This is a genomic window from Methylobacterium sp. 275MFSha3.1, from assembly GCF_900108435.1.
In the GTDB taxonomy this organism is placed as follows: Bacteria; Pseudomonadota; Alphaproteobacteria; order Rhizobiales; family Beijerinckiaceae; genus Methylobacterium.
The window spans coordinates 25,858-50,434 of record NZ_FNWP01000005.1 but is presented as its reverse complement, the minus strand read 5'-3'; the positions used below and the strand labels follow the sequence as shown (position 1 = coordinate 50,434).

The following is a 24,577-nucleotide window of genomic DNA, read 5'->3' as shown; positions in this document are numbered from 1 at the left end:
CGCCCTTACCGGCCCGTCGCGGCCGCGTAGAGCGCCGCCGCGTCCCGCGCGGCGCGCATCGCCGCGGCGGCCCCGGGGTCGCGCAGGCGCCGCGCCACGCAGGCCAGCGCGTTCAGCGTCTCGCCCTCGGCGACGGCCGGGAGCAGCAGCAGGACGACGAGGTCCACCGGCCGATCGTCGACCGCGTCGAAATCGATCGGGTCGCGGAGCCTGGCCAGGATCCCGTAGGGGCGCGCGATGCCCTCGAGCCGCGCGTGCGGCAGGGCGATGCCGTCGCCGATCCCGGTCGAGCCCAGGCTCTCGCGCCGGATCAGCGCGGGGAGGATCGTCTCCGCGGCGAGGCCGAGGGCGCCGGCGGCGCGGCGCGCCAGTTCCTCGAGCAGCGCGCCCTTGCCGGCGGCGCGCAGGCCGACGAGCGCGTCGGAGGGCGCGAGGATCCGGTCCACACTCATCGCGCGGGATCGCGGGCGCTGGGACACATCGGGTCGTCCTCGGGATCAGTGGGCGGTCGCGCCGCCGGCGCCGCGGTGCGGCGGGGCCGGCTCGTCGTCGGGCGCGCGCAGGCGGTAGCCGACACCGGTCTCGGTCAGCAAGATCCGCGGGCGCTCGGGATCCGCCTCCAGCTTCTGGCGGAGCTGGCGCACGTAGACGCGCAGGTATTGCGGATCGGACGAGGACGGCACGGAGCGCATCAGCTGCGCGTGGGTGAGCACCTTGCCGGCATGCAGGACCAGGACGCGCAGGAAATCGTACTCGCGCGGCGTCAGCTTCACCTCAGCTTCGTCGACCTTCACGATCCGGCGGACCAGATCGACCGACAGGGTGTCGACGCGGAAGATCGGCCGCTCGCCCCGCGCGGCGAGCTGGTGGCGCATGGCGGCCCGCAGGCGCGCCAGCAGCTCCGCCATGCCGAACGGCTTGGTCACGTAGTCGTTGGCGCCGAGATCGAGCGCCTCGACCTTGCCGCTCTCGTCGTCGCGGCTCGAAAGCACGACGACCGGGAGGTCGGGACGGCTCGATCGAACCGACCGCAGCAGGTCGTGGCCGCGCATGTCGGGCAGGCCGAGATCGAGGATCACGAGATCGACGCCCTCCCGGCCGAGCAGCGCCAGGGCGGTCCGGGCATCGGGCGCCTCCAGGATCGCGTAGCCCTGCGTGGCCAAACCCATGCGCAGGAGCTTGCGGATCGGCGGCTCGTCGTCGACGACGAGGATCGTGGGGCTCATGCGGCGATGTCCCTGGGCGCGCTCCGGGCCGGAACCGGCAGGCTGACGGTGAAGCAGGCGCCGCCGCGGTCGGGGCGGTTCTCGGCCGTGACGGTGCCGCCCATCGCCTCGACGAAGCCCCGGGAGATGGCGAGGCCCAGCCCCGTTCCGGCCCGGACACGGTCGCCCTTCCGGACGCGGTAGAACTTGTCGAAGACCCGCTCGACATCCGCCTCCGGCAGGCCGTCGCCCTCGTCCAGCACGGCGATCCGGACCCGGTCGTCCGCGCGGCGCGCGCGCACCGTCACGGTCGAGCCCTCGGGCGCGTACTTGGCGGCGTTGTCGAGGAGGTTGACCAGGACCTGCTCGAACAGGACCGGGTCGAGCGCCAGCGGCGGCAGGTCGGCCTCGACCTCCACGGCGACGCGGTGTTCGGCGAGGATCTTCTGGGTGCGGCGCAGGGCGGTGTCGACCGTCTCGGCCACGTCCTGCGCGGAGAGGTTCGGGGCCACCGCGCCGGCCTCCAGCCGGGTCATGTCGAGGAGGTTCGCGATGAAGCGGTTGAGCCGCTCCGACTCCTCGATGATCGTGGCCAGCAACTCCGCCTTGGCGTCGGCTGGGAGCGCCGCCTCGAGGTCGCGCAGCGTGCTGGCCGCGCCCAGGACCGAGGCGAGCGGCGTGCGCAGGTCGTGGCTGATCGAGGTGAGCAGCGCCTGGCGCAGGCGGTCGGTCTCGGCCGCGCGCTCGGCCCGGTCGAGATCCTCCACGAGCCGGACCCGCTCGATGGCCAGAGCGCCCATGTCGGCCAGGGCGTCGAGGAGGCGGCGGCCCTCCGGCGACAGGATCGGCCCGGTGCCGTCGGAATCGAGGCCGATCACCCCGATCGTCCCGCGCCCGGTCCGCATCGGCAGGAACAGGCGCTTGGCGCCCGGCAGCGTGTCGGCGCCCCGGCCCGCGGGCCGGTCGTTGTCGAAGGCCCACTGCGCGGCCGCGAGATCGGCCTCGTCCAGCATGTCCTCGGGCGGGTAGCCCGCCCGCACCGTGACGGCCTGGCCGTCCGGCAGCAGGAGGACGACGCGCACCTTCAGCATCGCGGCGACCTGGGCGCAGGTGGCCCAGAGCACGTCGTCGAGGGTGCCGCAGGCGGCGAGCTTCCGCGAGAAGCCGAAGAGCCGTTCCGTGGCCCGCGCCCGGCCCTGGCTGACCACCGCGACGCGGCGGGCGCGCGAGGCGAGGTTCGAGACGAGGACGGCCACCAGGGTGAAGAGCAGGAACGCCGCGACGTTGGTCGGATCGGCGATGGTGAGCGTGTAGACCGGCGGCAGGAAGAAGAAGTTGTAGGCAAGCGAGGCCGCCACCACCGAGACGAGGGACGGCCCGAGGCCCCAGCGCACCGCCACGGCCACGACCGCGGTCAGCAGGAACAGGTCGGCGTTCTCGACGCCCGCGTAGGGTTCCGCGACGATGGCCGCGCCGAGGCCCGCGGCGATCGCCGCCAGTGCGATCGCGTAGGGCCGCGCGTCGCGCCCCGGGCGCGGCGCGGTCACCGCCACGGCGCGGCGCACCGGCTTCTCGTCCGGGACGGCCTCGCCGGGGACGACGTGCACGCTGATGGCGCCGCTGTGCCGCACGAGGTCGTACACAACCGAGCCGTTGACCAGCTCGAAGAGCCACGAGCGGTTCGCCTTGCCGACGACGATGTGGTTCACGTTGGCCGAGCGGGCGTAGTCTAGCACGTCGTCGGCGATCCGGCGCCCGCCCGGCAGGGTGACGGCGTCGCCGCCGAGGCGGTCGGCGAGCCGCAGGGCCTCGGCGATGCGGTCGCGCTCGGCCTCGCTCAGGGCTGCCGCCCGCGCGCCCTCGATGGAGAGCGCCGTCCAGGGGGCGTGCAGGCGGTCGGCCAGGCGCTTGGCGTGGCGCACGAGGCCGGCGGAGCGGGGGTCCTCGTTCACGCAGACCAGCACGCGCTCGCCCGCTGCCCAGGGACCGGCGATCGCGTTGGCCCGCATGTGGCCGAGCAGCTCGTCGTCGACCCGGTCGGCGGTGCGCCGGAGCGCCAGCTCGCGGAGCGCCGTGAGGTTGCCGCGCGAGAAGTAGTGCTTGAGCGCGCGCTCGGCGTGCGTCGGGACGTAGACCTTGCCGTCCTTCAGGCGCTGGATCAGGTCGTCGGGGTTGAGGTCCACCACCTCGATGTCGTCGGCGCGGTCGAGAACGCCGTCCGGCACCGTCTCGCGCACCCGGATGCGGGTGATCGACGCGACCACGTCGTTGAGGCTCTCAACGTGCTGGATGTTGAGCGTCGTCAGGACGTCGATGCCGGCGTCGAGGAGCTCCTCGACGTCCTGGTAGCGCTTCGGGTGGCGCGAGCCCGGGGCGTTGGTGTGGGCGAGCTCGTCGACCAGCGCCAGGGCCGGCCGGCGGGCGAGCAGCGCGTCGAGGTCCATCTCCTGGAGGACGGTGCCGTGATAGGGCACCGACCGGCGGGGGATCGTCTCGAAGCCGTCGAGCAGGGCCTCGGTCTCGGCCCGGCCGTGCGTCTCGACCACGCCGACCACAACGTCGGTCCCCGCCTTCAGCCGGGCCCGGCCGACGGTCAGCATCTCGTAGGTCTTGCCGACCCCGGGGGCGGCGCCGAGGAACACCTTCAGTCGGCCGCGCGTCCGCTCCTCCCGGCGCGCAGCTTCGAGCAGGGCGTCGGGGGAGGGGCGGGTCGGGTCGCGGCCGGTCTCGGGCATGATCGCCATCTTAGCAAAACGCCGCGGACAACGCGGGATGGTCGCGTCATCGCGAGCGGAGCGAAGCAACCCAGGGCAGCGGGACGCCGGTGCGCGTGGCGCGGCTGGATTGCTTCGCTCCGCTCGCGAAGACGATGCGGAATCCGCAGCGCAGCTTCGGGGTCCCCCCTGCTGTCGGGCGCGCCTCAGCGACGGGCGAGATCGTCGACCGCGACATTCAGCGCCAGCACGTTGACGCGCGGCTCACCCAGGAGGCCGAGGGTGCGCGCCTCGATGCGCGACGACACCAGCGCGCGCAGCTTGTCCGCCGGGATGTTGCGGGCCTTGGCGACGCGGGGAACCTGGAAGTAGGCGGCCTCGGGCGAGATGTCCGGGTCGAGGCCCGAGCCGCTGGTCGTGACGAGGTCGACCGGGACGGGCGCATCCGGGTTCTCGGCCCTGAGCGCGTCGAGATCGCCCTTCACCCGCTCGGCGAGGGCGGCGCTGGTCGGCCCGAGATTCGAGCCCGAGGAGTTCGCCGCGTTGTAGGGCATCGGCACCGTCTTCGCGGCGTCGGACGGGTCCGGCGCCGTCGTCGCCGAGGGCCGGCCGTGGAAGTAGCCGGCTCCCGTGAAGTTCTGGCCGATCAGGCTGGAGCCGACGACCGTGCCGTCGCGCGCGATCAGGCTGCCGGCGGCCTTCGCGGGGAAGATGGCGCTGGCGAGGCCAGTCATCGCGAGGGGGTAGGCGAGGCCCGTGATCGCCGTCAGGGCGGTGAGCAGGACCAGGGCAGGGCGAAGCTGTTTGAGCATGGCAGGTCTCCGAGGGCCGGTTCAGGCGAGGTGGATGGCGCTGACGGCGAGGTCGATGGCCTTGATGCCGACGAAGGGCACCAGGACGCCGCCGAGGCCGTAGATCAGGAGGTTCCGGCGCAGCAGCGCGGCCGCGCCGACGGCCCGGTAGGTGACGCCGCGCAGGGCCAGCGGGATCAGCGCGACGATGATGAGCGCATTGAAGATGATCGCCGACAGGATCGCGCTCTGCGGCGAGGCCAGGCCCATGACGTTCAGCGCCTGGAGCTGCGGGTAGAGCGTGAGGAACATCGCTGGGATGATGGCGAAGTACTTGGCCACGTCGTTGGCGATCGAGAAGGTCGTCAGCGCGCCGCGGGTCATCAGCAGCTGCTTGCCGATGCCGACGATCTCGATGAGCTTCGTCGGGTCGCTGTCGAGGTCGACCATGTTGCCGGCCTCGCGGGCCGCGACGGTGCCGGTGTTCATGGCGACGCCGACATCGGCCTGGGCCAGCGCCGGGGCGTCGTTGGTGCCGTCACCGCACATGGCGACGAGCTTGCCGTCCGCCTGCTCCTTGCGGATCAGCGCGAGCTTGTCCTCCGGCGTCGCCTGGGCGAGGAAGTCGTCGACGCCGGCCTCGGCGGCGATCGCCGCCGCGGTCATCGGGTTGTCGCCGGTGATCATCACCGTGCGGATGCCCATCTGGCGCAGCTCGGCGAAGCGCTCTCGGATGCCGCCCTTCACGATGTCCTTGAGGTAGACCACGCCCAGCAGGCGGCCGTCCTTGGCCACGGCGAGCGGCGTGCCGCCGGCCTTGGCGATCTCCTCCGCGATGGCGCGGATCTCGGTCACGACGCCGGTCTCGGCCTCGGGGCGGACGGCCAGGGCGACGTTGGAGCCGCGCGAGGCGATGGGCTGGCCCGAGACCGAGGCGATGACGGCGTCGACCGCGCCCTTGCGGATCGACGTGCCCTGCAGATCCACCCCCGACATCCGCGACTGCGCGGTGAACGGCACGAAGGTGGCGTTGAGGCCGCCCATGTCCCGGGCGCGGATGCCGTACTTCTCCTTGGCCAGCACCACGATCGAGCGGCCCTCCGGCGTCTCGTCGGCGAGCGAGGCGAGCTGCGCGGCGTCGGCGAGGTCCTGCTCGCTGACGCCGCGAACGGGGCGGAACTCGGTCGCCTGCCGGTTGCCGAGGGTGATCGTGCCGGTCTTGTCGAGGAGCAGCGTGTCGACGTCGCCCGCCGCCTCCACGGCGCGGCCCGACATCGCGAGCACGTTGAAGCGGACCAGCCGGTCCATCCCGGCGATGCCGATCGCCGAGAGCAGCGCGCCGATGGTCGTCGGGATCAGCGTGACGAACAGGGCGACCAGAACGATCACGGGGATCGACCCGCCCGCGTAGCTCGCGAAGCTCGGGATCGAGGCCACCGCGAAGACGAACACGAGGGTGAGGCCGGCGAGCAGGATGTTCAGGGCGATCTCGTTCGGCGTCTTCTGGCGCGAGGCGCCCTCCACGAGCGCGATCATCCGGTCGACGAAGGTCGAGCCGGCCGCGGCCGTGATGCGGACCTTGATCTCGTCCGAGAGGACCTGCGTGCCGCCGGTCACCGCCGAGCGGTCGCCGCCGGATTCGCGGATCACCGGGGCGGATTCGCCCGTGATGGCCGCCTCGTTCACGGAGGCCACGCCCTCGATCACCTCGCCGTCGGAGGGGATCAGGTCTCCGGCCTCGACCAGGACGACGTCGCCGACCTTGAGCGAGGTGCCCGGCACCGTCTCGAAGGCCCGGCCCTGCCCAATGAGGCGCTTGGCGGTCATCTCGGTGCGGGTGCGCCGCAGGCTGTCGGCCTGGGCCTTGCCGCGACCCTCCGCGAGCGCCTCGGCGAAGTTGGCGAAGATCAGGGTGAACCACAGCCAGAGGATGATCTGGCCCGAGAAGAGCAGGTCGCTGCCGCCGGTGACGAGGTCGCGGACGAACAGCACGGTGGTGAGGAGCGCCACGACCTCGACCACGAACATGACCGGGTTTCGGATCATGGCCCGCGGATCGAGTTTTCGTACCGAGCCGAGGAGGGCCGGCCCGATCAGGGCGGCGCTGAACAGGGATGACGTCTGACGCGACATGGGAGATGTCCGGAGGAGAGATTGAAGTGAGGCTGCCGTCCTTGCGAGCGGAGCGAAGCAACCCAGGGCCGCGCATCGCTCCGCGCGCGATCACGGTTGCGGAGGCTCAGCCCCCGGCGCCGAGGGTGAGCGCGTAGGCGGCCAGCAGGGCGAAGCCGCCGAGCATCACGACGCCGAGGAGCGCCAGGATGAGGTCGGAGGTCCGCAGGGGCTGAGCGCCGCCGCGGTCGTGCCGCAGTGGAGAGCGGTGCAGCGCGAGGTGGTGGCGCGGGACGCGCCGGGCGGGGAAAGCGCGCGGCATCTCAGCCCCCCGTCGCGAAGGTCTGGCCGGCCGCGCCCGCGAAGTGCTCCACGATCGGGCCGAGCGCGAGCGACGGGAAGAAGGTCAGGCCGCCCATGATCAGCACGACGCCGACCAGCAGCCCGACGAACAGGCCACCGTGGGTGGGGAACGTGCCCGCGGAGGCCGGGACCGTTTTCTTGGCCGCGAGCGAGCCCGCGATGGCGAGCACCGGGATCTTCACGAAGAACCGGCCGACCAGCATGCCGACGGCGAGCGTGCTGTTGTAGAACAGCGTGTTGGCCGTGAGCCCGCCGAAGGCCGAGCCGTTGTTAGCCGCCGCCGACGTGTAGGCGTAGAGGATCTCCGAGAAGCCGTGCGGACCGGCATTGGCCGGGCCGGCGAGGCCCGCCGGCACCACCGTCGCCAGGGCGGTGAAGCCCAGCATCATCAGCGGCAGGCAGAGGATGCCGAGCATGGCCATCTTCACCTCCTTCGCCTCGATCTTCTTGCCGAGGTATTCGGGGGTGCGGCCGACCATCAGGCCCGCCACGAAGATCGCCACGATGACGAAGATCAGCATGCCGTAGAGGCCGGCGCCGACGCCGCCGATGATGACCTCGCCGAGCTGCATGTTGAGCAGCGGGATCAGGCCGCCGAGCGCCGTGAACGAGTCGTGCATCGCGTTCACCGCGCCGCAGGAGGCCGCCGTGGTGATCACCGCGAACAGCGCCGAGGCGCTGATCCCGAAGCGGACCTCCTTGCCCTCCATGTTGCCGCCGGTGAGCCCGAAGCTGCTGAGCACCGAGCTGCCGTTGGCCTCGGCCCAGTAGGTGACGGCGACGCCGGCCAGGAACAGGATTCCCATGGCGCCGAGGATCGCCCAGCCCTGACGCTCGTCACTGACCATGCGGCCGAAGACGTTGGTCAGCGCGGCGCCGATCGCGAAGATCGAGACCATCTGGACGAAGTTCGACAGGGCGGTGGGGTTCTCGAAGGGGTGCGCGGCGTTGGCGTTGAAGAAGCCGCCGCCGTTGGTGCCGAGCATCTTGATCGCCACCTGGCTCGCGACCGGGCCCAGCGCGATGGTCTGCTTGGCGCCCTCGAGTGTCGTGGCGTCCGCGTAGGCGCTGAGCGTCTGCGGCATGCCCTGCCAGACCAGGAACAGTGTGTAGGGGATGCAGATCGGCAGCAGCACGTAGAGGGTCGCGCGGGTCACATCGACCCAGAACGAGCCGATCGTGCCGCTGGAGGCGCGGGCGAACCCGCGGATCAGCGCCACCGCGACCGCGATGCCGGTCGCCGCCGACAGGAAGTTCTGGTGCGTCAGGCCCAGCATCTGGGACAGGTACGACAGCGTGGTCTCGCCGCCGTAGGACTGCCAGTTGGTGTTGGTGATGAAGCTGGTCGACGTGTTGAACGCGAGATCCGGCGCCACCGCGCTCTGATCGGCCGGATTCAGCGGCAGTACCGCCTGCAGGCGCAGGATCGCGTAGAGCACCGCGAAGCCCAGCACGTGGAACAGGATGACCGCGCCCGTATAGGCCAGCCAGTGCTGCTCCTGGCGGTCATCGATGCCGGACACGCGGTAGAGCCCGCGCTCGATCGGTCCGAGCACGGGCGAGAGGAGGGTGCGCTCTCCGGTGAAGACGCGGGTCATGTACGACCCGAGGGGCTTCACGAGCGCCAGAACGATCGCGCCGTACAGCGCGATCTGGATCCAGCCGTTGAGGGTCATGGGGGGAGATCCGTCAGGGCCGCTCAGAACCGCTCGGGGCGGACGAGGGCGTAGGTGAGGTAGACGAGGAGGCCGGCGGTCACGCAGGCGCCGAGGGCGAGATCGAGGGTCATGGCGGCCTCTCTCAGAGCCGGTCGCAGGCGGCCGCGTAGCCGGCCGCCGCGGCGAAGAAGGCGAGGCCCCCTGCGAGGAAGACGATGTCGAGCATGGTGGTCTGGTCCGGTTCGGCGGACCGGCCGCGGAGGCTCCGCGGCCGGCCTTGGCCGACCGGCAGTGTCGCCGGGAACCGCGTTAGGGTTCGAGCGAGGACCGGGCGGGAGTTTATAAGGGCCGCGTTAGGATCCGGCGCCCCTGCCGAAGCTGGCCCGGAGACCCGCGCAGGCGGCCGGCACGGTCAGCCACGCCGCGCCCGGGCAGAGACGGCGCCACCGGGCGCGATCGAGCCGGATCACCCCCGCCTCGCGGCCGAGGATGCCGCCGTAGGCGAGGCCGCAGACGCGGCAGCGGCCCGCCAGCGGCTGGATGGATAACCCCGGGGGTGCCGTGCCGGGCGGCGACGCCGCGTCGCCGCGACAGGGCGGCGCGACTCCGGCGCTCACTGGACCCGCAGGGGTTCGAAGACGTTCAGCGCGAGCAGCGCGAGGGACACGGCGGACCACCCGCCGAGCGCGACGACCATCAGCGCGAAGACGCGGTCGGCCCTGCACTCGGCGAGGATGTAACGGACGATCGGCATGCGGAGGCTCCATCCGGGCTGATGCCCGATGGCGCGACCACGTCCGCATCGGCCGTGAGGGACCAAGACGCGTGCGGGGCGTCCGGCATAGGGATGTCATCAGGATGGGGGGCCGGCGCGCCCGTCAGCCCGAGAAAGCGCGGATCGAACGCGTGCAGGACGCGGGGCGGTGAGTCGTGGGCGCCGGATCCCGGTTCGGCGCGGCCCACCGAGGCCGGGACGGGCTCGGGCGCACGGAGGGGATCTGGTGGCACGACGCGGCCCCTCCGGGAGCGTCCGGTCCGCGGCCGGGCGATGCCCTAGACCGTCGCGGCCTCGGGCTGCTCGGTCGAGTTGAACACGACCTCGCCGGTCCGCTCGCAGACCACGGTGACAGAGGTCGCCCCGTTCTCGCGCTGCTGCAGGGGGAGCTGCGCGAGCGCGTAGGCCGTCGCCGCCTCGAGGTCGCACGGCCACAGCTTGGTGAAGCTCTCGCGTTTTCCGCGGCGAAAAGTGATCTTGTAAGCCATCGTTTCCTCCGTTTTCACGGAAGATACACCTTCTCGGCGTGCCGCCACGCCGCGCCGAGACATGGCACCGATGCGTTCCGGACGGGATTGGAAGCGAGAAGCCGGCAGACGGGCGACGAACCGGGCGACGAACGGCGAGCCCGTGACTGGGGCGGGACAGCGATTCCCGTACAGCTTGATCCGCAAAATAGACCATGCGACGGTGCCGAATAATGAATTGCGCGCCCGCGGGCATCGCGCAGATCAGGTTTGGCAGGGCAAGGCGTCACCCCTGGCGCGTCGGTGTCGGAGTGGTTCGAGGTATGTCCCACGCGCCGGCCGGATCACCCAGCGAGACAGGTCGGGCCGCCGACGCCGGCCCTAGCCGGAGCGCCGGGCCTCTCGACGAGGCCGGGGTCGCCAAGCAGAAGCTCGTCGAGGCGATCGAGAGCAGCTCGGAGGGCTTCGCGCTGTTCGACCCGGACGATCGCCTCGTCCTGTGCAACGGGCACTTCCAGGATTTCCATCCCGGCCTGTCGGCCATCATCGTGCCCGGCGTGACCTTCGAGGCCATCGCCAACGCCGTCGCGGAGACCTGCGTCGTACGGCCGGACGGGATGAGCGTCGAGGCCTGGGTCGCCGAGCGCATCGCCCATTACCGCGCGCCGCGCGGTCCGCTTCTCCAGCAGCGCGTCGACGGCCGCTGGGTCCAGGTCAACGAGCGCAAGACCAACGACGGCGGCGTCGTCGCGGTCTACACCGACGTGACCGAGATCAAGCGCGCCGAGCAGGTGCTCCAGGCGACGCAGGGGCGGCTGACCTACCTGCTCACCGCGTCCCCGTCGATGATCTGCAGCTTCGAGGTCGGGGGGCGCAACGCGCCGACCTTCATCAGCGAGAATGTGCGCGATCTCCTCGGCTACGAGCCCGGCGATTACCTGGCGGGCCCGGAATTCTGGCTGGAGCGGCTTCACCCGGACGACCGGGACCGGGTGCTCGCCGAGTTCCCGCACCTGCTCGCGGACGGGCACAACGTCATCGAGTACCGGTTCCTGCACGCGAACGGCACCTATCGCTGGGTCCGGGACGAGCAGCGCCTCCTGCGGGACGCGACGGGCCAGCCCGTCGAGGTGGTCGAGTCCTGGAGCGACATCACCGAGCGCAAGGAGGCCGAGCTGGCGCTGCAGAAGCAGACCGCCTTCGTCGAGCTGCTCCAGGCCGCCGCCGCGGCCGCCAACGAGGCCCCGACGGTCGAGGACGCCCTGCGCTTCTGCCTCGAGCGCGTCGCGCAGCACGCCGGCTGGCCCGTCGGTCACGCCCATATCCTGGCCCGGGACGGAACGCGGACGCTGCTCCCGACCGGCATCTGGCACTGCGACCCCGGCGCGGATGTCGCGCGATTCCAGGCTGCCACGGCCGCCACGTCGCTGGCTGCCGGATCGGGCCTGGCCGGCCGCGTTCTGGTCTCGGGCGCGCCGGAATGGAGCGTCGGGGACCCGACTCTGGCCGCGGACCCGCGCGCGCCGGCGGCGGTCGAGCACGGCATCCGGGCGGGGTTCGCCTTTCCGGTGACTGTCGGGCGCGACGTCGTCGCGGTGCTGGAATTCTTCGCCCGTGACGCGTCCCCGCCGGACGCCTCGCTGCTCCGGGTCATGAGCAATATCGGCGCGCAGCTCGGCCGCGTGATCGAGCGCAAGCAGGCCGAGGAGAGCCTGCGTCAGGCGAAGGAGGCGGCCGAGGAGGCGAGCCGCGCCAAGAGCAGCTTTCTCGCCAACATGAGCCACGAATTGCGGACCCCGCTCAACGCGATCATCGGCTTCACCCGGCTGGTGATGCGGCGGGCGAAGGATGTCCTGCCGGTCAAGCAGTTCGAGAATCTCGAGAAGATCCTGGCGAGTTCCGAGCACCTGCTCTCGCTGATCAACAGCATCCTCGACCTCGCCAAGGTCGAGGCGGGGCGCATGGAGGTCAAGCCCTCGGACTTCGCCCTGGAGCCGGTCCTCGACCTGTGCCTCCGCACCGTCGAGCCCCTCGTCAAGAACGAGGGCGTGCGCCTCGTCCGGGAGGTCCGGGACCCGCCCCCGATGCTGCGCACGGACGAGGAGAAGCTGCGGCAGATCCTGATCAACCTGCTCAGCAACGCCATCAAGTTCACCGAGGCCGGATCGGTCACGCTCCGCGTCCGCTCGGCCGATGAGGGCATCGAGTTCGCCGTGATGGATACCGGCATCGGCATCCCGGCGGGCGCCCTGAGCGCGATCTTCGAGGAGTTCCATCAGGTCGACAACAGCGCGACCCGGTCCCACAGCGGCACCGGGCTCGGGCTCGCGATCAGCCACCGGCTGGCGCGCCTGCTCGGCGGCCGGATCGGCGTCGAGAGCCGCGAGGGCGAGGGATCGACCTTCACGCTCACCATCCCGCCGCGGATCGCCGGCGGCGCCGAGGTGCCGCCGCCCCCGAAATCGGCACCCGCCGCCGTCACCGCGCCGCGCTCGGGCGCCAAGGTCGTGCTCGCGATCGACGACGATCCCAACGTCGTCTACCTGCTGAAGGAGAACCTCGCCGATGCCGGCTACACGGTCGTCGGGGCGGCGAGCGGCCAGGAAGGGCTGGTCAAGGCCCGGGAGCTGCAGCCGCGGGCCATCACCCTCGACATCATGATGCCCGGCACCGACGGCTGGCAGGTGCTGCACGCGCTGAAGACCGATCCGCTGACCCGGGACATCCCGGTCGTCTTGATCTCCATCGTCGACCAGAAGGAGCTCGGCTTCCGGCTCGGCGCCACCGACTACATCGTGAAGCCGTTCGAGCGGGAGGCCCTGATCGGCGCCCTCGCGCGGATCGCCCCCGACAACGAGCGCGTCCTCGTGATCGACGACGATCCCAACGTGCCCGACCTCGTGCGCCAGCTCCTCGACTCGGAGCACTGCACCGTCGACTGGGTGGCCGACGGGGCGGCCGGACTGGAGCGCATCGCGCAGGCCCGCCCGAGCGTCATCCTCCTCGATCTGCTCATGCCGCGGATGGACGGCCTCGCCTTTCTGGATGCCCTGCAGGCGGATCCCGCCGCCCGGTCGATCCCCGTCGTGGTCCTGACCGCCGCGTCCCTCGACTCCGCCGAGCGCGGCATGCTCCGCGAGCGCGTGCTCGGACTGATCGACAAGGGCGGACTCGATCGCGCCGCCCTGGTCCGGGAGGTCCGCCGCGTGCTGCCGGTCCTGGAGACTGAGACCGCCGACGGTGACCGATGAGGTCGGACACGACCCGTTCGTGGCGGCCCGCGACGCCCGGGACCGGCCCATGAAGCGGATTCTCATCGTCGAGGACGTCGCGCTCAACCGCGATCTGCTGACCCAGTTGCTCGAGGACGAGTACGAGATCCTGATCGCCGTCGACGGGGCCGCCGGCGTGGACATGGCGATCGCGCACCGGCCGGATCTCATCCTCATGGACCTGTCGCTGCCGCTCGTCGACGGCTGGGAAGCGACGCGCCGCATCAAGGCCGACGCGACGACCGCCGCCATCCCGGTGATGGCGATCACCGCCAACGCGATGACCGGCGACGAGGACCGCGCGCGGGCCGCCGGCTGCGACGACTTCATGACCAAACCCGTCGACGAGGACCTGCTCTTCGCCAAGCTGCAGCACTGGCTCGGCTGAGCGCGGCCGTCTCACGCCAGGAAGGGAGGACCCGTGGAGCCAGCCCGCATCCTCATCGTCGACGATGAGCCCTTCAACCTCGACCTGCTGGAGCAGGAGCTGGAGCTCCTCGGCCACGCCAGCGTGCGGGCGGCGAACGGGCGGGCGGCCCTCGATCGGCTGAGCGAGGAGCCGTTCGACCTCGTGCTCCTCGACGTGATGATGCCGGCCCTGGACGGCTACGCCGTGCTCGAGCGGATGAAGGCCCACGAGGCCTGGCGCCACACGCCCGTCGTGATGATCTCCGCCCTCATGGAGATCGGCAGCATCGTCCGGTGCATCGAGCTCGGCGCCTTCGACTACCTGCCGAAGCCCTTCGAGCCCGTGATCCTGGAGGCGCGCATCCGGTCCTGCCTGGAGCGGAAGCGGGCGCACGACCGCGAGGTCGCGCATCTGCGGACCATCGAGCGCGAGCGCAAGCGCGCCGACGAGCTCCTGCACGCCATCCTGCCGGTCTCGGCGGTGGCGGAGCTGATGGAGACCGGGCAGGTCAAGCCGCGGCTGTTCGGCGACGTCGCCGTCCTGTTCATCGACCTCGTCGGCTTCACCACGTGGTGCCACGATCAGAGCCCGGACGTCGTCGTCGCTGAGATCCAGCGCCTCGCGGAGGCTTTCGAGGTGGTCGCGCAGGCGCGCGGCCTGGAGAACATCAAGACGATCGGCGACGCCTTCATGGCCACGGCCAACCTGCTGCGGCCGCACGACGACCCGGTCTCCGCCGCCATCGGCTGCGCCGCCGACATGGTGGCTATCGCGGCCGATGGCGAGCCGGGCTGGCGGATCCGCGGCGGCATCCACATCGGGCCGGTCGTCGGCGGCATCGTCGGCCGGACGAAGTTCACCTTCGACCTGTGGGGCGACACCGTGAACGTCGCCGCCCGGCTCGCGGGCCTCGGCGACGGGTGCGCGCTGCACCTGTCGCGCGAGGCCTTCGCGCGCCTGCCTGACCCGCGCGACGTCCGGCCGATCGGCCCGGTGACGCTGAAGGGCAAGGGCGCGGTCGACGTGTACTGCCACGCCCTCGCGGCCGGCGACGCGACCCCGGCCTGAGACGCCCGCGGCGGCCGCGGAGCGTTCCGGATTGCGCAGCAAGAAGCGGGATGCGGCGCGCCGGGACGGAGCTTAGGGCCCGTCCCGGAGGTGCACCATGACCCGTTATCGCTGCGTTCCGATCCCGACGGAGACCGCCGATCGCTTCCGTACCACCGGCCTTGACGACCGGGACAACCCGGTCCGTCGGGTCGTCGCGACGGCGGATGGCGGCTTTCCCTGCCGACACTGCCTGCGGCTCGGCCGGCCCGGCGAGACCATGCTGCTCGGATCCTACGATCTGCCCGAGCCGCGCGGGATCTACTGGACACCCAGTCCGATCTTCCTGCACGCGGACCAGTGCAAGCGCGCCGAGGCGGTCGACGGCCTCGCGCCGATCGTCCGCGCGAACACGCTGATCTCGGTCCGTGCCTACGACGCGGACCATCTCTGCCTCTACGATCTCGGGCAGGTATGTCCCGGGAGCGAGGCCGAGATTCCGCTCCGCCGCGCCCTCGACGATCCGCGCACCCGCTTCGTCAACATCCACACGGCGCGGCCCGGGTGCCTCCTGTCCCGCGTGGAGCGCGTCGCCGACTGAGCGCGAGCCGCCGAGCCGCCCAACGGGCCCTTGCGCGGCCCGCTCAGGCCGCGACGTGGATATGCTCCTGCGCGTTGATGAAGGCCGCCACGCCGGCGGCCGGGATCGGCCTGCTCAGCAGGTAGCCCTGGACCTCCGAGAACCCGCTCGCCCGCAACCGGGCCAGTTGCTCCGGGGTCTCGACGCCCTCGGCCGTCGTCGTGATCTTCAGGCTGCGGCCGAGTTCGGCGACGACGTGGACGATCGCCGCCGCCTCGTCCTTCTCCAGGAGGTTCCGGACGAAGGACTGGTCCAGCTTGATCTTGTCGAATCGGAAGGTGTTCAGGGAGGAGAGGGACGAGTAGCCGGTCCCGAAATCGTCCATCGAGAACCGCACGCCTAGGGAGCGCAGGCGGCTGAGCATCTCGAAGCTCGCCTGATCCTGGCTCAGAATGACCGACTCGGTGATCTCCAGCTCGAGGCGGTGGCTCGGCAGCTCGGTCTTCAGCAGGACCTCCTCGACGAACCGGTCGAGATTGCCCTCGCGGAACTGGATCGGCGAGATGTTGACGGCGACCCGCAGGGAGCCGGGCCACGTCATGGCATCGGTGCAGGCCCGTTCGAGCACGTAGGCGCCGAGGGCGTCGATCAGCCCCGTCGCCTCGGCGACCGGGATGAACTCGCCGGGCGAGATCATCCCGCGTTCCGGGTGGTGCCACCGCGCGAGGGCTTCGAAGCTCGTCACCGCGTTCGTCGCCAGGTCGAACAGCGGCTGATAGTGCAGCTCGATCTGCGCGGTGCCGATCGCCAGCCGCAGCTCGCGTTCCAGCCAGCGCCGCTGGTTCTGACGCTCCTCCATCTCCTGCTCGAAGACGCGGACGCGCCGACCGCCGTCGGCCTTCGCGGCGTAGAGGGCGACGTCGGCGCGGCGCAGGAGATCGTCGCCGTCGGCATCCTCCGTGCCGGAGACGGCGATACCGAGACTCCCGTCGACGGACACGAACTGGCCGGCGAGGAAGAATGGCCGCCTGAGCTGGATCAGGATCTGCTCCGCCAGGGCGAGGACGCCGTCCGGCAGGTCTGCCTCGAAGAGGACCATCGCGAACTCGTCGCCGCCGAGGCGCGCCACCGTGCCGCCGGACGGGCACAGTCCGGTGAGGCGGCGGCCGACCTGTCGGAGGAGCTCGTCGCCGGCCGGATGTCCGAGGGTGTCGTTGATGCCCTTGAAGTCGTCGAGGTCGAGACAGATGACGGTCACCGCCCGGCCGCCGACCGCATGGTCCGCGAAGGCGGCGGCCAGACGGTCGGCTAGGAGCGCTCGATTCGAGAGGCCGGTCAGCGCGTCGTGGGTCGCGAGATGCGCGATCCGCGCCTGCGCGGTGACGCTCGCGGTGACGTCCTCGTGGGTCTCCACCCAGCCGCCATCGGCCATCGGCTCGACCGTGATCTCGATGCAGCGGCCGTCGGCGAGCGTCCGGGTGAGGGTCCGGCGGATCGGCCCGCTCTCCGCGGCCGACCAGTCCGTGAGACCAGCGAGCCGGTGAACCTCATCCTGTGTCGGGTCGAGATCCAGCACGCCCGGAGCGATCCCGTAGATCCGGCAGAACTGGGAATTGTAGACCTTGAGCCGGCCGTGGACGCCGAACATGCACAGGCCCTGGGACATGTTGTTCAGGGCGGCGTCGAAGCGCTCGTTCTGCTCCTGCAGCTGCCGCTCGCGCTCCGTCAGGACCGTGTTCTGCCGGAACACGTCGTCGCGCAGCTGATCGCGCTCCGAGAGGGAATGCTCGAGCACGACGACGGCCCGCGCGATATCGCCGACCTCGTCGGCACGGTCGATATCGGGCACGCTGACGTGCCAGTTGCCGCGCGCGACCTCGGAGACGGTCTGGGTGATGCGCACCAGGGGACGGGTGATCCGGCTCGACAGGAAGAGCATGACGACGGCGACGAGGCACAGCGTGAGACCGGCGACGACGCTGAGCGTCCGCAGCAGCGCGCGCGAGCTCTCCTCGCCGATGCCCACGACCTTGCCGGTGAGTTGCTGCAACTCCCGCAGCGGCGCCGCAACGCAGAGGCGTATGTCGGGCGGCTGCGGGATGCAGCGCGCGACCTTCTCGGCGCCGAGCACGGCGTGCAGCTCAGCGCCCGACGCGGGTCCGAGCTGGGCGTTGGAGACCTCCGATCCCGCCGAGGAGAGGAGGTTCTGGTCGGCGAGGATCAGGACGTCGCGGTTGCTCAGGGACGCGAAGGCCGTCAGGGTCGGCTCGTGCGCGCGCAGGACCCGGTACCCGACGAGGCCGCCAATCACCTCGCCGAAATCGTCGAACAGCGGCTCGCCGAAGATGTCGGCGACCGTGCCGCTCTCGGTGGCGGCGAGCGCCCGCGCGAGCGCGTCGTCCCAGCGCAGCGACAGCACGAACCCGTCCGCGTGCTCCCGATCGTTGCGGGCGAGCACGGCCCGCAGGGACGCCGCGACGGGCGACGTCCGGAACGCCGCGTTGGCGGCGAGGAGGTCCGCCTCGACGCGGTCGGCGGTCAGGGCGCGGAGATTGAGGTCGAAGGCGATGGCGCCGTCGAGATCGGCGAGGGCGAGAGCCGGCCGCAGAAGCTCCGAGGCCGCCACCGTGTTGCCGGAGAAGACCGCCTTCGCGACGTCCCAGCGCTTGGACATGGTGGCGAAGCGCCGCTCGACGTCCTCGCGCTGCATCTGGAGCCGCGCCGCGGCGAGCTTGGCGTCGCTGAGCAGGCGGTCGGAGAGCTGGGCCTCGGACCAGGTCGAGACCTCCTGCGCCTGCTCGCGGAGCGTCTGGCCGGAGCGCAGAACCACCAGGAAAACCAGGGCCGCCAGCGCGATCGCGGCCGTCGAGAGCGTGGCGCCGACGAGGCGCGCGCGCAGGGAACGCGAGAAGACGGTGCCGGTCACGGCCTGAGCGGGGCGCCGCCCCGCTCCGCCATGACCTGTCCCGCGCGGTCGGAGGTCGCGAAGGCGAGGAACGCCGACGCCGCGGCGTCGCGCGTGGCGGCCTTGTAGATCAGCGCGAGGGTCACGGCGCTCGGATAGGCCGGATCGCGCGGGGCCCGGCCGTCGATCGTCAGGACCGCGAGATCGCCCGCGAGCGCCGGCGAGTACGGTCCGAAGCCGATCGCGCCGGGCGTCTCCCGCACCGTGGCGATCGCGTCCTGGGTCGTGGTCGCGGTCTTCGAGCGGCTGGTCAGGACGAGGTCGCGCCAGCCCGGCATGGTGGCCCGCAGGACCGTGAGCGTGCTGTCCGTGTCCTCGCGCCGGACGACGCGGATCTTCAGATCGGGGCCGCCGAGGGCGCTCCAATTGTCGACCGTGCCGGCGAAGATCGCGGCAGTCTGCGCGCTGGTCAGGTTGGTGACGCCGACGCCCTGATGGACGAAGATCGCCGAGGGGATGCGGGCGAGCGGCACCTCCACGAGTCCCTGGGCCTTCTCGGCCTCGGTCAGCGGGCGCGCGACCCGCCCGAGCCTCTGGCGCTCGCCGCCCACGGCCGCGACGGCGCCGCCGGAACCGATGCTCGGCGGCACCGACACGCGCACGTCGCCGCTCTCGGCATTGTAGGCGGCCGCCACGGCCTGGAGCATCTCGATCCCGTCGCCCGTGCCGACGACCGCGAGGTCGTCCGCGCGCGCGGCGGCCGGCAGGGCCAGGAGGATGATTCCACCCGCGATGATGCGCCGAAGAGACGTGAATAACAGTGCCATAACCCGAGAATGCGCCTCGAGTGCTTAACCCGAGGTCACCGGATACCGTACACCGAAGGTGTGGTTGACGATCTGCTAGGCGACAGGCTCCGTTTTAGCGGTCCGATGACCCGCGACGCGCTGGAGGAAGCGCTGCAGGAAGTTAGTGTCGGACGGCGGTTTCCCGTCCGCGCCACGCGCGGCCGCGTAGAAGGGATCGGCGTAGCAGGTCGCCCCGGTCGCCGCGGCGAGGAACTGGACAGCCGCGACCATCTCGGGGGCGCCCGCCGCGAGAACGGTGTCGTCGCGCGTGAGCATCGGCATGTGGAGCGTCGGCCGCCCGGGCCGGGCATCCGGAGGCGGGTTGCCGCCGCTGCAGGTCAGGACCGTCGTCGCCCCCCGCGCGCGCAGCCAGTCGAGCGCCGGGCGCATGTAGAGATTCTGCGGGTGCCGCGCGCCGGCCACGACGAGCAGGTCGCGCTCCGGCTCACGCATCCGGCTCGCGCGGGCGACTGCCCAGGCGGGCGCCCAGCCTACGCCCGATGAGACGATCACGAGACGGCCGCGCCCGAGCCGGTGGAAGGCGGTCCCGAACGGGCCCTCGACCTTCACGGCGGTTCCCGGTCCGATCCTGCCGCCGAGCAGCGGCGAGACCGCGCCGTCGGGCTGGCGGCGGATCTGGAAGATCAATTCGTTCAGTTCGCCCGATCCGTCCGCGCGCAGGGTCGGGCTGTAGTCCCGCGCGGGCAGCCCGGCGAAGGAGACCCGGACATACTGGCCGGGCAGGTAGGTCAGCCGCTTGCGCAGCGCGACCGTCACCTCGACGATCTCGGCGGTGAGATCGACGACGCGGTCCACGGTGCCGGCCCGCCGGACGGCTTCCGGAACCTCGTCGAATTCGATGACCGCGTCGGTGGTCAGGCGGGCCCGGCAGGCCTGCACGGTCTCGCCGATGCGCGTCCCCGCATCGTCGACCGCGCCCGCATGGATCCGGACGCGGCAGGTGTCGCACTGCCCGGTGGCGCAGTCGTGCGGGATCGCCTGGCCGGCCGCCAGACCCGCGTCGAGCAGGGTCTGGCCGGCGCTGGCGCTGACCCGCCTTCCGTTGATGACGAGGGTGACGCGTTCGGCCACGGCGCGCTCCCGGCTCAGCGCAGAAGGACTTCGACCGGCCGCATGTGCCGCGTGTGCCGCGTCTGCGTGTGATCGAAGGCCGAGACATACAGGTAGAAGGTGTTTCCCGGCAGGAAATCGACGTCGTACTTGCTGCCGGTCGCGATCTTGCGCGCGGCGACGAGGGTCCAGTGGTCGTCGGCCCAGTCGGCGGCCGCCGAGATCCCGGCGCGGTCCCCTGTATAGCTGTCGGTCATGAGCACGCCCGGCATCACGGTGCCGACCGGGATCTCCGCGTCGGCGGCCGCCGAGTACGGCACCGTCTCGGTCTTCTCGACCATCCACCACGCCGAGCCCGGCGACGTGCTGGCATCGAAGTCCAGATTCACGGTGCCGAGCCTGGCCACCGTCGCCTGCCAGTCCTTGGGAAGCCGCAGCGGCTCGACCGCCCCCGCGTAGCCGCCCGGACCCTCGAACTTGAAGTTGTAGCGGTACGCGCTGGTGCCGGGATCGCCCCAGTAGCCGGCCTGGTAGCGGCCCTTCACGGCCCGCTCGGCGGCGGTGGGGTCGGTGGGCGGACCGATATGCATGTCCTCGACGACGCCGAGCATGCCGCCGCGGGCCGCCTTCCACTGCCACATGTCGATGTAGCTGCCGTCGGTGGTGTAGTGGTAGCCGCGGCCGTTGAGCGGGGCGGGGGCGTCGGGCAGCGGCCGGGCGCCGAGATGGGTCGACCCGCCGCTGCCGAACGCGTCGGATCGCGAGAAGATCACCGCCAGCTTGTCCTCGTAGTAGGCGGTCACGTCCGCGCGCGCCGCGTCCGCGTCGAGGAGGTGCCAGCCGTCCGCCTTCTTGATCATCGGGACGCGCTTGAGCGAGCGCGACGGGTCCCACCAGCGGAAGGCGAAATACACGTTCGTCGCGTCGCGCACGGCGCGGATCTCGACGGTGGTCTCACCGGTCCCGCCGAAATTGGCCCCCTGCATCGTCCGGACCGAGACCGGGCGCGCGGTGCGCCAGACCGGGTCTTCGAGGAGCTTCGACAGGTCGGGCCCGGCCGACACCTTGTCGATCACCAGCGTGGAGCGGCCTCTCACATCCGCGAAGGCGAGGCCGCCGACGACGGGGAGGCCGATGATGGCGGCGGCCAGGAGCGGTCGCCGCCGCCGCGCCGCACCGTCCGCCAGGGCCGCCGGACGGAACAACCGAAGGAGCTGCCACAGGCCGCCGTACATGAAGTGCGCGAGGGTATGGACCGCGATGTAGACCAGGGCGACCAGCGCGCAGGTGGCGTGCAGCCAGACCACCCAGCCGCCATAGCCGAGGTAGAGCGCGACCCCGGTACCCGTCAGGACGAGCGTGACGGCGTAGATCAGCCAGTGCAGCGCGACGTTGATGCCGCCCCACCGTGCCTTCCGGGCGGCCTTGCTTCGCCCGCTGACACGGAGGGCGCGGAGCCGCGACAGGCCGTTGCGATCCGTGAGACGCCCGCGCACGAGGTAGACCAGATAGGCGGTGATTCCGAAGAACAGGGTCAGGCCGGCCACGAAGTGGACGGTCCAGACTTCACCTTGCGGAAGCAGGGGCGCCAGGAACTTCGCGGTCCGCGCCACGGGTGCGTCGGCCGAGATGCGCAGGCCCGTGAGCAGGCTCGCCACCATGGCGATGGCGACCACCCAGTGGATCACGATGGTCCCGACATCGGAGCGGGGATGCCGGTCGACCTGCGCGGCGGCTGTACTGCGCCACCCGGGGGCGGTCTCGGCTCCGCCGGGCTGATGCGGCGCGAGGGTCAGCGGTTCCGACATTCGATCCTCCGCACCGTCGCCGCAAATTGGACGCGCTACGTTAGAACTTTGTAAATCATGATGCCGGCCGCGGGATATAGCCGAGCTTTGCAATCTATAACTCTTGATCGATATGCTTAACGGCGGTCTCGGCTAGGTCGGTCAGTCGGGAAGGCCGCTCCGGCCCGCCGCGGCGCAAACCGTTACAGGTCGCGCGTCGATGGGCGGCGGTCGCGGCCGACAGGGTACGGCCTCAGAGCGGCACCTCAGCCACCTGTCACGACAGAGCGCTCAGTCAGGATTGCGCGCAGACAGGGTCTCATAGCGCCGCCACGGGATCTGTCGCCGGATCTCGGGGAGCAGGCCTGATAGGGCGGCAGATGCCTCTTCATCGCTGCTAGCGACATCCACGTCGCAGAACTCAAGGTCTCGGTCGGCGGAGTCCACGCGATGGACCGCGCCATCAACCAGCCTCGCTGAGCCGACGCGGCCGCGATCCGCAGCTCGCCTCGCCCGCGCACTCCCATTTCCGTGATCAATTCAGATACAAAAACAAAGTTCAGGAAGTCAATTTCGGTTGAAAAACGCAATCGCAATTTATTTGTAAAATCAAATCTTGACGGATACGGTCCAGCTGCCGAGCGATAAAGCGGCCAATTCTCAAAAAATTACTGCGACGTCGCACCGTGTCGGAACCCGTACACGTGCGTGAACGCGGATCATTGGGTTGACGCTGACAGTGGCACGACCACGGCGTCGGATGCGGGGATATGATGACCAGAATCAAGGCGCTGTTACTGGGCTCCTCGGCCCTGATGATCCCGATCGGCGGTGCGTACGCTGCCGATCTCCCGACGTTAAAGGCTGCGCCGGTCGAGTTCGTACGCGTTTGCAACGCCTACGGCGCCGGCTTCTTCTACATCCCCGGGACCGATACCTGCATTCGTCTGTCCGGACGGGCGCGGTATGACTTCCTGTATCAGACCAGCAAGGTTCGCACGGGCGGCGGCGGCGACCTCACCGGCTATCTCGGCCTGATGCGTCTGAACCTCGATTCGCGGACCCAGACCGATTACGGAACCCTGCGCGCCTTCCTGCGCATCGATGTCGCCAACCGCAGCGGCCCGTTCCTGACCTCGGGATCCCGGCAGCGCGAGAGCTTGGCCATCGCGGGCCTCGGCGCCGACGCCTTCGGCCGCACGCAGACCTACGTCAACGCCGATAAGGCCTTCATTCAGTTCGCCGGGCTCACCGCGGGCCGCGCGTCCTCCTTCTTCGACTTCTACGCGCACGACTTCGAGCTGATCGGCGGCACGGCCGGCTCGGATACGTTCAGCACGAACCTGCTCGCCTACTCGGCGATCCTCGGGAACGGCATCACGCTGACCGCCTCGATGGAAGATCCGACCTACCGGCGCTTCCCGATCTTCGGCACCGGCTCGGCCGTCGGGGCCTTCACGGCCGGTGGCGGCTTCGCGGGCTACAGCAACGCCTTCAACCCGTTCACCCCCTCGACCTGGCTGGCGCCGATCGTCGTCGGTCCCGGCAATGTCGCCTTCGTCGACGTCACCCAGAAGAGCCGCATGCCGGACTTCGTCGGCGCGGCCCGCATCGACCAGGCCTGGGGCTCGGCGCAGCTCTCGGCCGCCGTCCACGAGATCAATGCCGGCGACGCCGGCAGCACGGTCGCGGGCATCACCACCGCCACGACCGGCCTCGGCATCTCGCCGACGGGACGCGCCTCGAACGCCTACGGCTGGGCGGTCCAGGGCGGCCTGAAGGTCAACCTGCCGTTCATCGCGACGGGCGACACGCTCTACCTCCAAGGCGCCTACGGGCAGGGTGCCATCGCCTATACGGGCATCTCCAACTACACCGCGCCGTACGACGCCCTCGGCGCGGCGCCGGTCGGCGGCGGCTCGTTCGCGCAATACTACGCCGACGCGGTGCTCAATCCCGCGACCGGCCGCCTCGAACTGTCGACCTCGTTCTCCGCTGTCGCCTCCCTGCTCCATTACTGGTCGCCCGCCTGGCGCTCGGCCTTCTTCGGCAGCTACGCGCAGATCGACTACAGCTCCAAGGGGCGCAACGCTCTGGGCCTCCTCGGCTTCGGCTTCGCCCCGGCCGGCGCCAGTGCGTCGAATGCCCTGGCCTTCGCCACGAGTCCCATCCTGCGGGGCAACAACCAGATGATCACCGGCGCCAGCCTGATCTGGACCCCCGTGAAGGATCTCGATATCGGCGTTGAGGGCGAGTACATCCGCACGGCGCTCAACAGCGGCGTCACGCCGGACATCTCGAAGAACGCGCTGCGCTACGTCAATTCGCAGGATGCGGCCCAATTCCGGTTCCGCGTGCAGCGGGATTTCTGAACCTATCCGACGCGCCTTCGCGGGCGCAACGTCCAGTCTCGAGCCCGGCCGCAAGGCCGGGCTTCTCTATTTGGAACGCCAAGTAAGTTATCTCGTAAATTGGGCCATATTCAACAAATAAAAGATCTTTTGCTTGCGATCGTCGCAAAATCATCTACAAGAGAGTCAGCTCTTCAGCGGCTTGCTTCGCCGCCGACCGAG

At 70.7% G+C, this 24,577-nt stretch carries 19 protein-coding genes; 5 read left to right on the top strand and 14 right to left on the bottom strand.

The annotated features are described in order from the left end of the window. Positions 1-5 precede the first annotated feature (5 nt). The 10 genes from BLW78_RS06635 to BLW78_RS06590 form a co-directional block, all read right to left on the bottom strand. Positions 6-452, bottom strand: coding sequence for a PTS sugar transporter subunit IIA (locus BLW78_RS06635; protein ID WP_091677812.1), 447 nt, complete (start codon positions 450-452; stop codon positions 6-8). Between the two features lie 45 nt (positions 453-497). Beyond that, complete coding sequence (locus tag BLW78_RS06630; RefSeq protein WP_091677809.1) at positions 498-1,226, bottom strand: response regulator; 729 nt, start codon at positions 1,224-1,226, stop codon at positions 498-500. Continuing rightward, on the bottom strand, positions 1,223-3,940 hold the full coding sequence (locus BLW78_RS06625; RefSeq protein ID WP_091678268.1) for a sensor histidine kinase: 2,718 nt from the start codon (positions 3,938-3,940) through the stop codon (positions 1,223-1,225). The genes BLW78_RS06630 and BLW78_RS06625 overlap by 4 nt, the downstream gene beginning before the upstream one ends. A 185-nt stretch (positions 3,941-4,125) precedes the next feature. Next, positions 4,126-4,731, bottom strand: coding sequence for a K(+)-transporting ATPase subunit C (locus BLW78_RS06620; protein WP_091677806.1), 606 nt, complete (start codon positions 4,729-4,731; stop codon positions 4,126-4,128). Between the two features lie 21 nt (positions 4,732-4,752). Continuing rightward, positions 4,753-6,843: a potassium-transporting ATPase subunit KdpB gene (gene kdpB, locus BLW78_RS06615; protein WP_091677803.1), complete on the bottom strand. Its 2,091-nt coding sequence runs from the start codon at positions 6,841-6,843 to the stop codon at positions 4,753-4,755. 106 nt (positions 6,844-6,949) lie between these two features. Continuing rightward, positions 6,950-7,144, bottom strand: coding sequence for a hypothetical protein (locus BLW78_RS06610; protein ID WP_091677801.1), 195 nt, complete (start codon positions 7,142-7,144; stop codon positions 6,950-6,952). A gap of 1 nt (position 7,145) precedes the next feature. Next, on the bottom strand, positions 7,146-8,861 hold the full coding sequence (gene kdpA, locus BLW78_RS06605) for a potassium-transporting ATPase subunit KdpA (RefSeq protein WP_091677798.1): 1,716 nt from the start codon (positions 8,859-8,861) through the stop codon (positions 7,146-7,148). 23 nt (positions 8,862-8,884) lie between these two features. Then, a complete protein-coding gene (locus tag BLW78_RS06600) occupies positions 8,885-8,974 on the bottom strand; it encodes a K(+)-transporting ATPase subunit F (RefSeq protein WP_020091582.1) in 90 nt (29 codons plus the stop codon). A 482-nt stretch (positions 8,975-9,456) separates the two neighbouring features. Then, positions 9,457-9,597, bottom strand: coding sequence for a hypothetical protein (locus BLW78_RS31300; RefSeq protein ID WP_020091584.1), 141 nt, complete (start codon positions 9,595-9,597; stop codon positions 9,457-9,459). 299 nt (positions 9,598-9,896) lie between these two features. Next, a complete protein-coding gene (locus tag BLW78_RS06590; RefSeq protein ID WP_020091585.1) occupies positions 9,897-10,106 on the bottom strand; it encodes a hypothetical protein in 210 nt (69 codons plus the stop codon). Positions 10,107-10,408: 302 nt separating this feature from the next. Between BLW78_RS06590 and BLW78_RS06585 the strand changes: the two genes are divergently transcribed. The 4 genes from BLW78_RS06585 to BLW78_RS06570 all read left to right on the top strand — a co-directional run bounded on the left by BLW78_RS06585 (position 10,409) and on the right by BLW78_RS06570 (position 15,414). Beyond that, positions 10,409-13,336: a response regulator gene (locus BLW78_RS06585; RefSeq protein WP_091677793.1), complete on the top strand. Its 2,928-nt coding sequence runs from the start codon at positions 10,409-10,411 to the stop codon at positions 13,334-13,336. Between the two features lie 49 nt (positions 13,337-13,385). Next, positions 13,386-13,745 carry a response regulator gene (locus tag BLW78_RS06580; protein WP_026604690.1) on the top strand — a complete coding sequence of 120 codons (360 nt, stop codon included), beginning with the start codon at positions 13,386-13,388 and terminating at the stop codon, positions 13,743-13,745. 33 nt (positions 13,746-13,778) lie between these two features. Continuing rightward, positions 13,779-14,834, top strand: coding sequence for an adenylate/guanylate cyclase domain-containing protein (locus BLW78_RS06575; protein ID WP_091677790.1), 1,056 nt, complete (start codon positions 13,779-13,781; stop codon positions 14,832-14,834). A 97-nt stretch (positions 14,835-14,931) separates the two neighbouring features. Next, the gene (locus BLW78_RS06570; protein ID WP_091677789.1) at positions 14,932-15,414 is read left to right on the top strand and encodes a DUF1203 domain-containing protein; all 483 of its coding nucleotides are present in this window, start codon (positions 14,932-14,934) and stop codon (positions 15,412-15,414) included. A gap of 43 nt (positions 15,415-15,457) precedes the next feature. Here the strand turns inward: BLW78_RS06570 and BLW78_RS06565 are convergent, their stop codons facing one another. The 4 genes from BLW78_RS06565 to BLW78_RS06550 form a co-directional block, all read right to left on the bottom strand. Beyond that, a complete protein-coding gene (locus BLW78_RS06565) occupies positions 15,458-18,319 on the bottom strand; it encodes a putative bifunctional diguanylate cyclase/phosphodiesterase (protein ID WP_091677786.1) in 2,862 nt (953 codons plus the stop codon). Continuing rightward, positions 18,316-19,125 carry a PstS family phosphate ABC transporter substrate-binding protein gene (locus tag BLW78_RS06560; RefSeq protein WP_091677783.1) on the bottom strand — a complete coding sequence of 270 codons (810 nt, stop codon included), beginning with the start codon at positions 19,123-19,125 and terminating at the stop codon, positions 18,316-18,318. Before BLW78_RS06560 ends, BLW78_RS06565 begins: the two co-directional genes overlap by 4 nt. A 75-nt stretch (positions 19,126-19,200) precedes the next feature. Next, positions 19,201-20,238, bottom strand: a complete 1,038-nt coding sequence (locus BLW78_RS06555) for a 2Fe-2S iron-sulfur cluster-binding protein (RefSeq protein WP_091677781.1) — start codon at positions 20,236-20,238, stop codon at positions 19,201-19,203. 14 nt (positions 20,239-20,252) lie between these two features. Beyond that, positions 20,253-22,025 (bottom strand): ethylbenzene dehydrogenase-related protein, encoded by a 1,773-nt coding sequence (locus BLW78_RS06550; protein WP_091677778.1) that lies wholly within the window; start codon positions 22,023-22,025, stop codon positions 20,253-20,255. A 749-nt stretch (positions 22,026-22,774) separates the two neighbouring features. Between BLW78_RS06550 and BLW78_RS06545 the strand changes: the two genes are divergently transcribed. Further along, on the top strand, positions 22,775-24,376 hold the full coding sequence (locus tag BLW78_RS06545; protein ID WP_091677775.1) for a porin: 1,602 nt from the start codon (positions 22,775-22,777) through the stop codon (positions 24,374-24,376). The last annotated feature ends 201 nt before the right edge of the window (positions 24,377-24,577 follow it).

Bases quoted from the DNA above. Each gene is read 5' to 3' on its own strand.
- BLW78_RS06630 (WP_091677809.1), bottom strand. From the start codon at position 1,226: ATGAGCCCCACGATCCTCGTCGTCGACGACGAGCCGCCGATCCGCAAG.
- BLW78_RS06580 (WP_026604690.1), top strand. From the start codon at position 13,386: ATGAAGCGGATTCTCATCGTCGAGGACGTCGCGCTCAACCGCGATCTG.
- BLW78_RS31300 (WP_020091584.1), bottom strand. From the start codon at position 9,597: ATGCCGATCGTCCGTTACATCCTCGCCGAGTGCAGGGCCGACCGCGTC.
- BLW78_RS06560 (WP_091677783.1), bottom strand. From the start codon at position 19,125: ATGGCACTGTTATTCACGTCTCTTCGGCGCATCATCGCGGGTGGAATC.
- BLW78_RS06590 (WP_020091585.1), bottom strand. From the start codon at position 10,106: ATGGCTTACAAGATCACTTTTCGCCGCGGAAAACGCGAGAGCTTCACC.
- BLW78_RS06635 (WP_091677812.1), bottom strand. From the start codon at position 452: ATGAGTGTGGACCGGATCCTCGCGCCCTCCGACGCGCTCGTCGGCCTG.
- kdpA (WP_091677798.1), bottom strand. From the start codon at position 8,861: ATGACCCTCAACGGCTGGATCCAGATCGCGCTGTACGGCGCGATCGTT.
- BLW78_RS06570 (WP_091677789.1), top strand. From the start codon at position 14,932: ATGACCCGTTATCGCTGCGTTCCGATCCCGACGGAGACCGCCGATCGC.
- BLW78_RS06610 (WP_091677801.1), bottom strand. From the start codon at position 7,144: ATGCCGCGCGCTTTCCCCGCCCGGCGCGTCCCGCGCCACCACCTCGCG.
- BLW78_RS06600 (WP_020091582.1), bottom strand. From the start codon at position 8,974: ATGACCCTCGATCTCGCCCTCGGCGCCTGCGTGACCGCCGGCCTCCTC.
- BLW78_RS06625 (WP_091678268.1), bottom strand. From the start codon at position 3,940: ATGCCCGAGACCGGCCGCGACCCGACCCGCCCCTCCCCCGACGCCCTG.
- BLW78_RS06620 (WP_091677806.1), bottom strand. From the start codon at position 4,731: ATGCTCAAACAGCTTCGCCCTGCCCTGGTCCTGCTCACCGCCCTGACG.
- BLW78_RS06545 (WP_091677775.1), top strand. From the start codon at position 22,775: ATGATGACCAGAATCAAGGCGCTGTTACTGGGCTCCTCGGCCCTGATG.
- BLW78_RS06550 (WP_091677778.1), bottom strand. From the start codon at position 22,025: ATGTCGGAACCGCTGACCCTCGCGCCGCATCAGCCCGGCGGAGCCGAG.
- BLW78_RS06585 (WP_091677793.1), top strand. From the start codon at position 10,409: ATGTCCCACGCGCCGGCCGGATCACCCAGCGAGACAGGTCGGGCCGCC.
- kdpB (WP_091677803.1), bottom strand. From the start codon at position 6,843: ATGTCGCGTCAGACGTCATCCCTGTTCAGCGCCGCCCTGATCGGGCCG.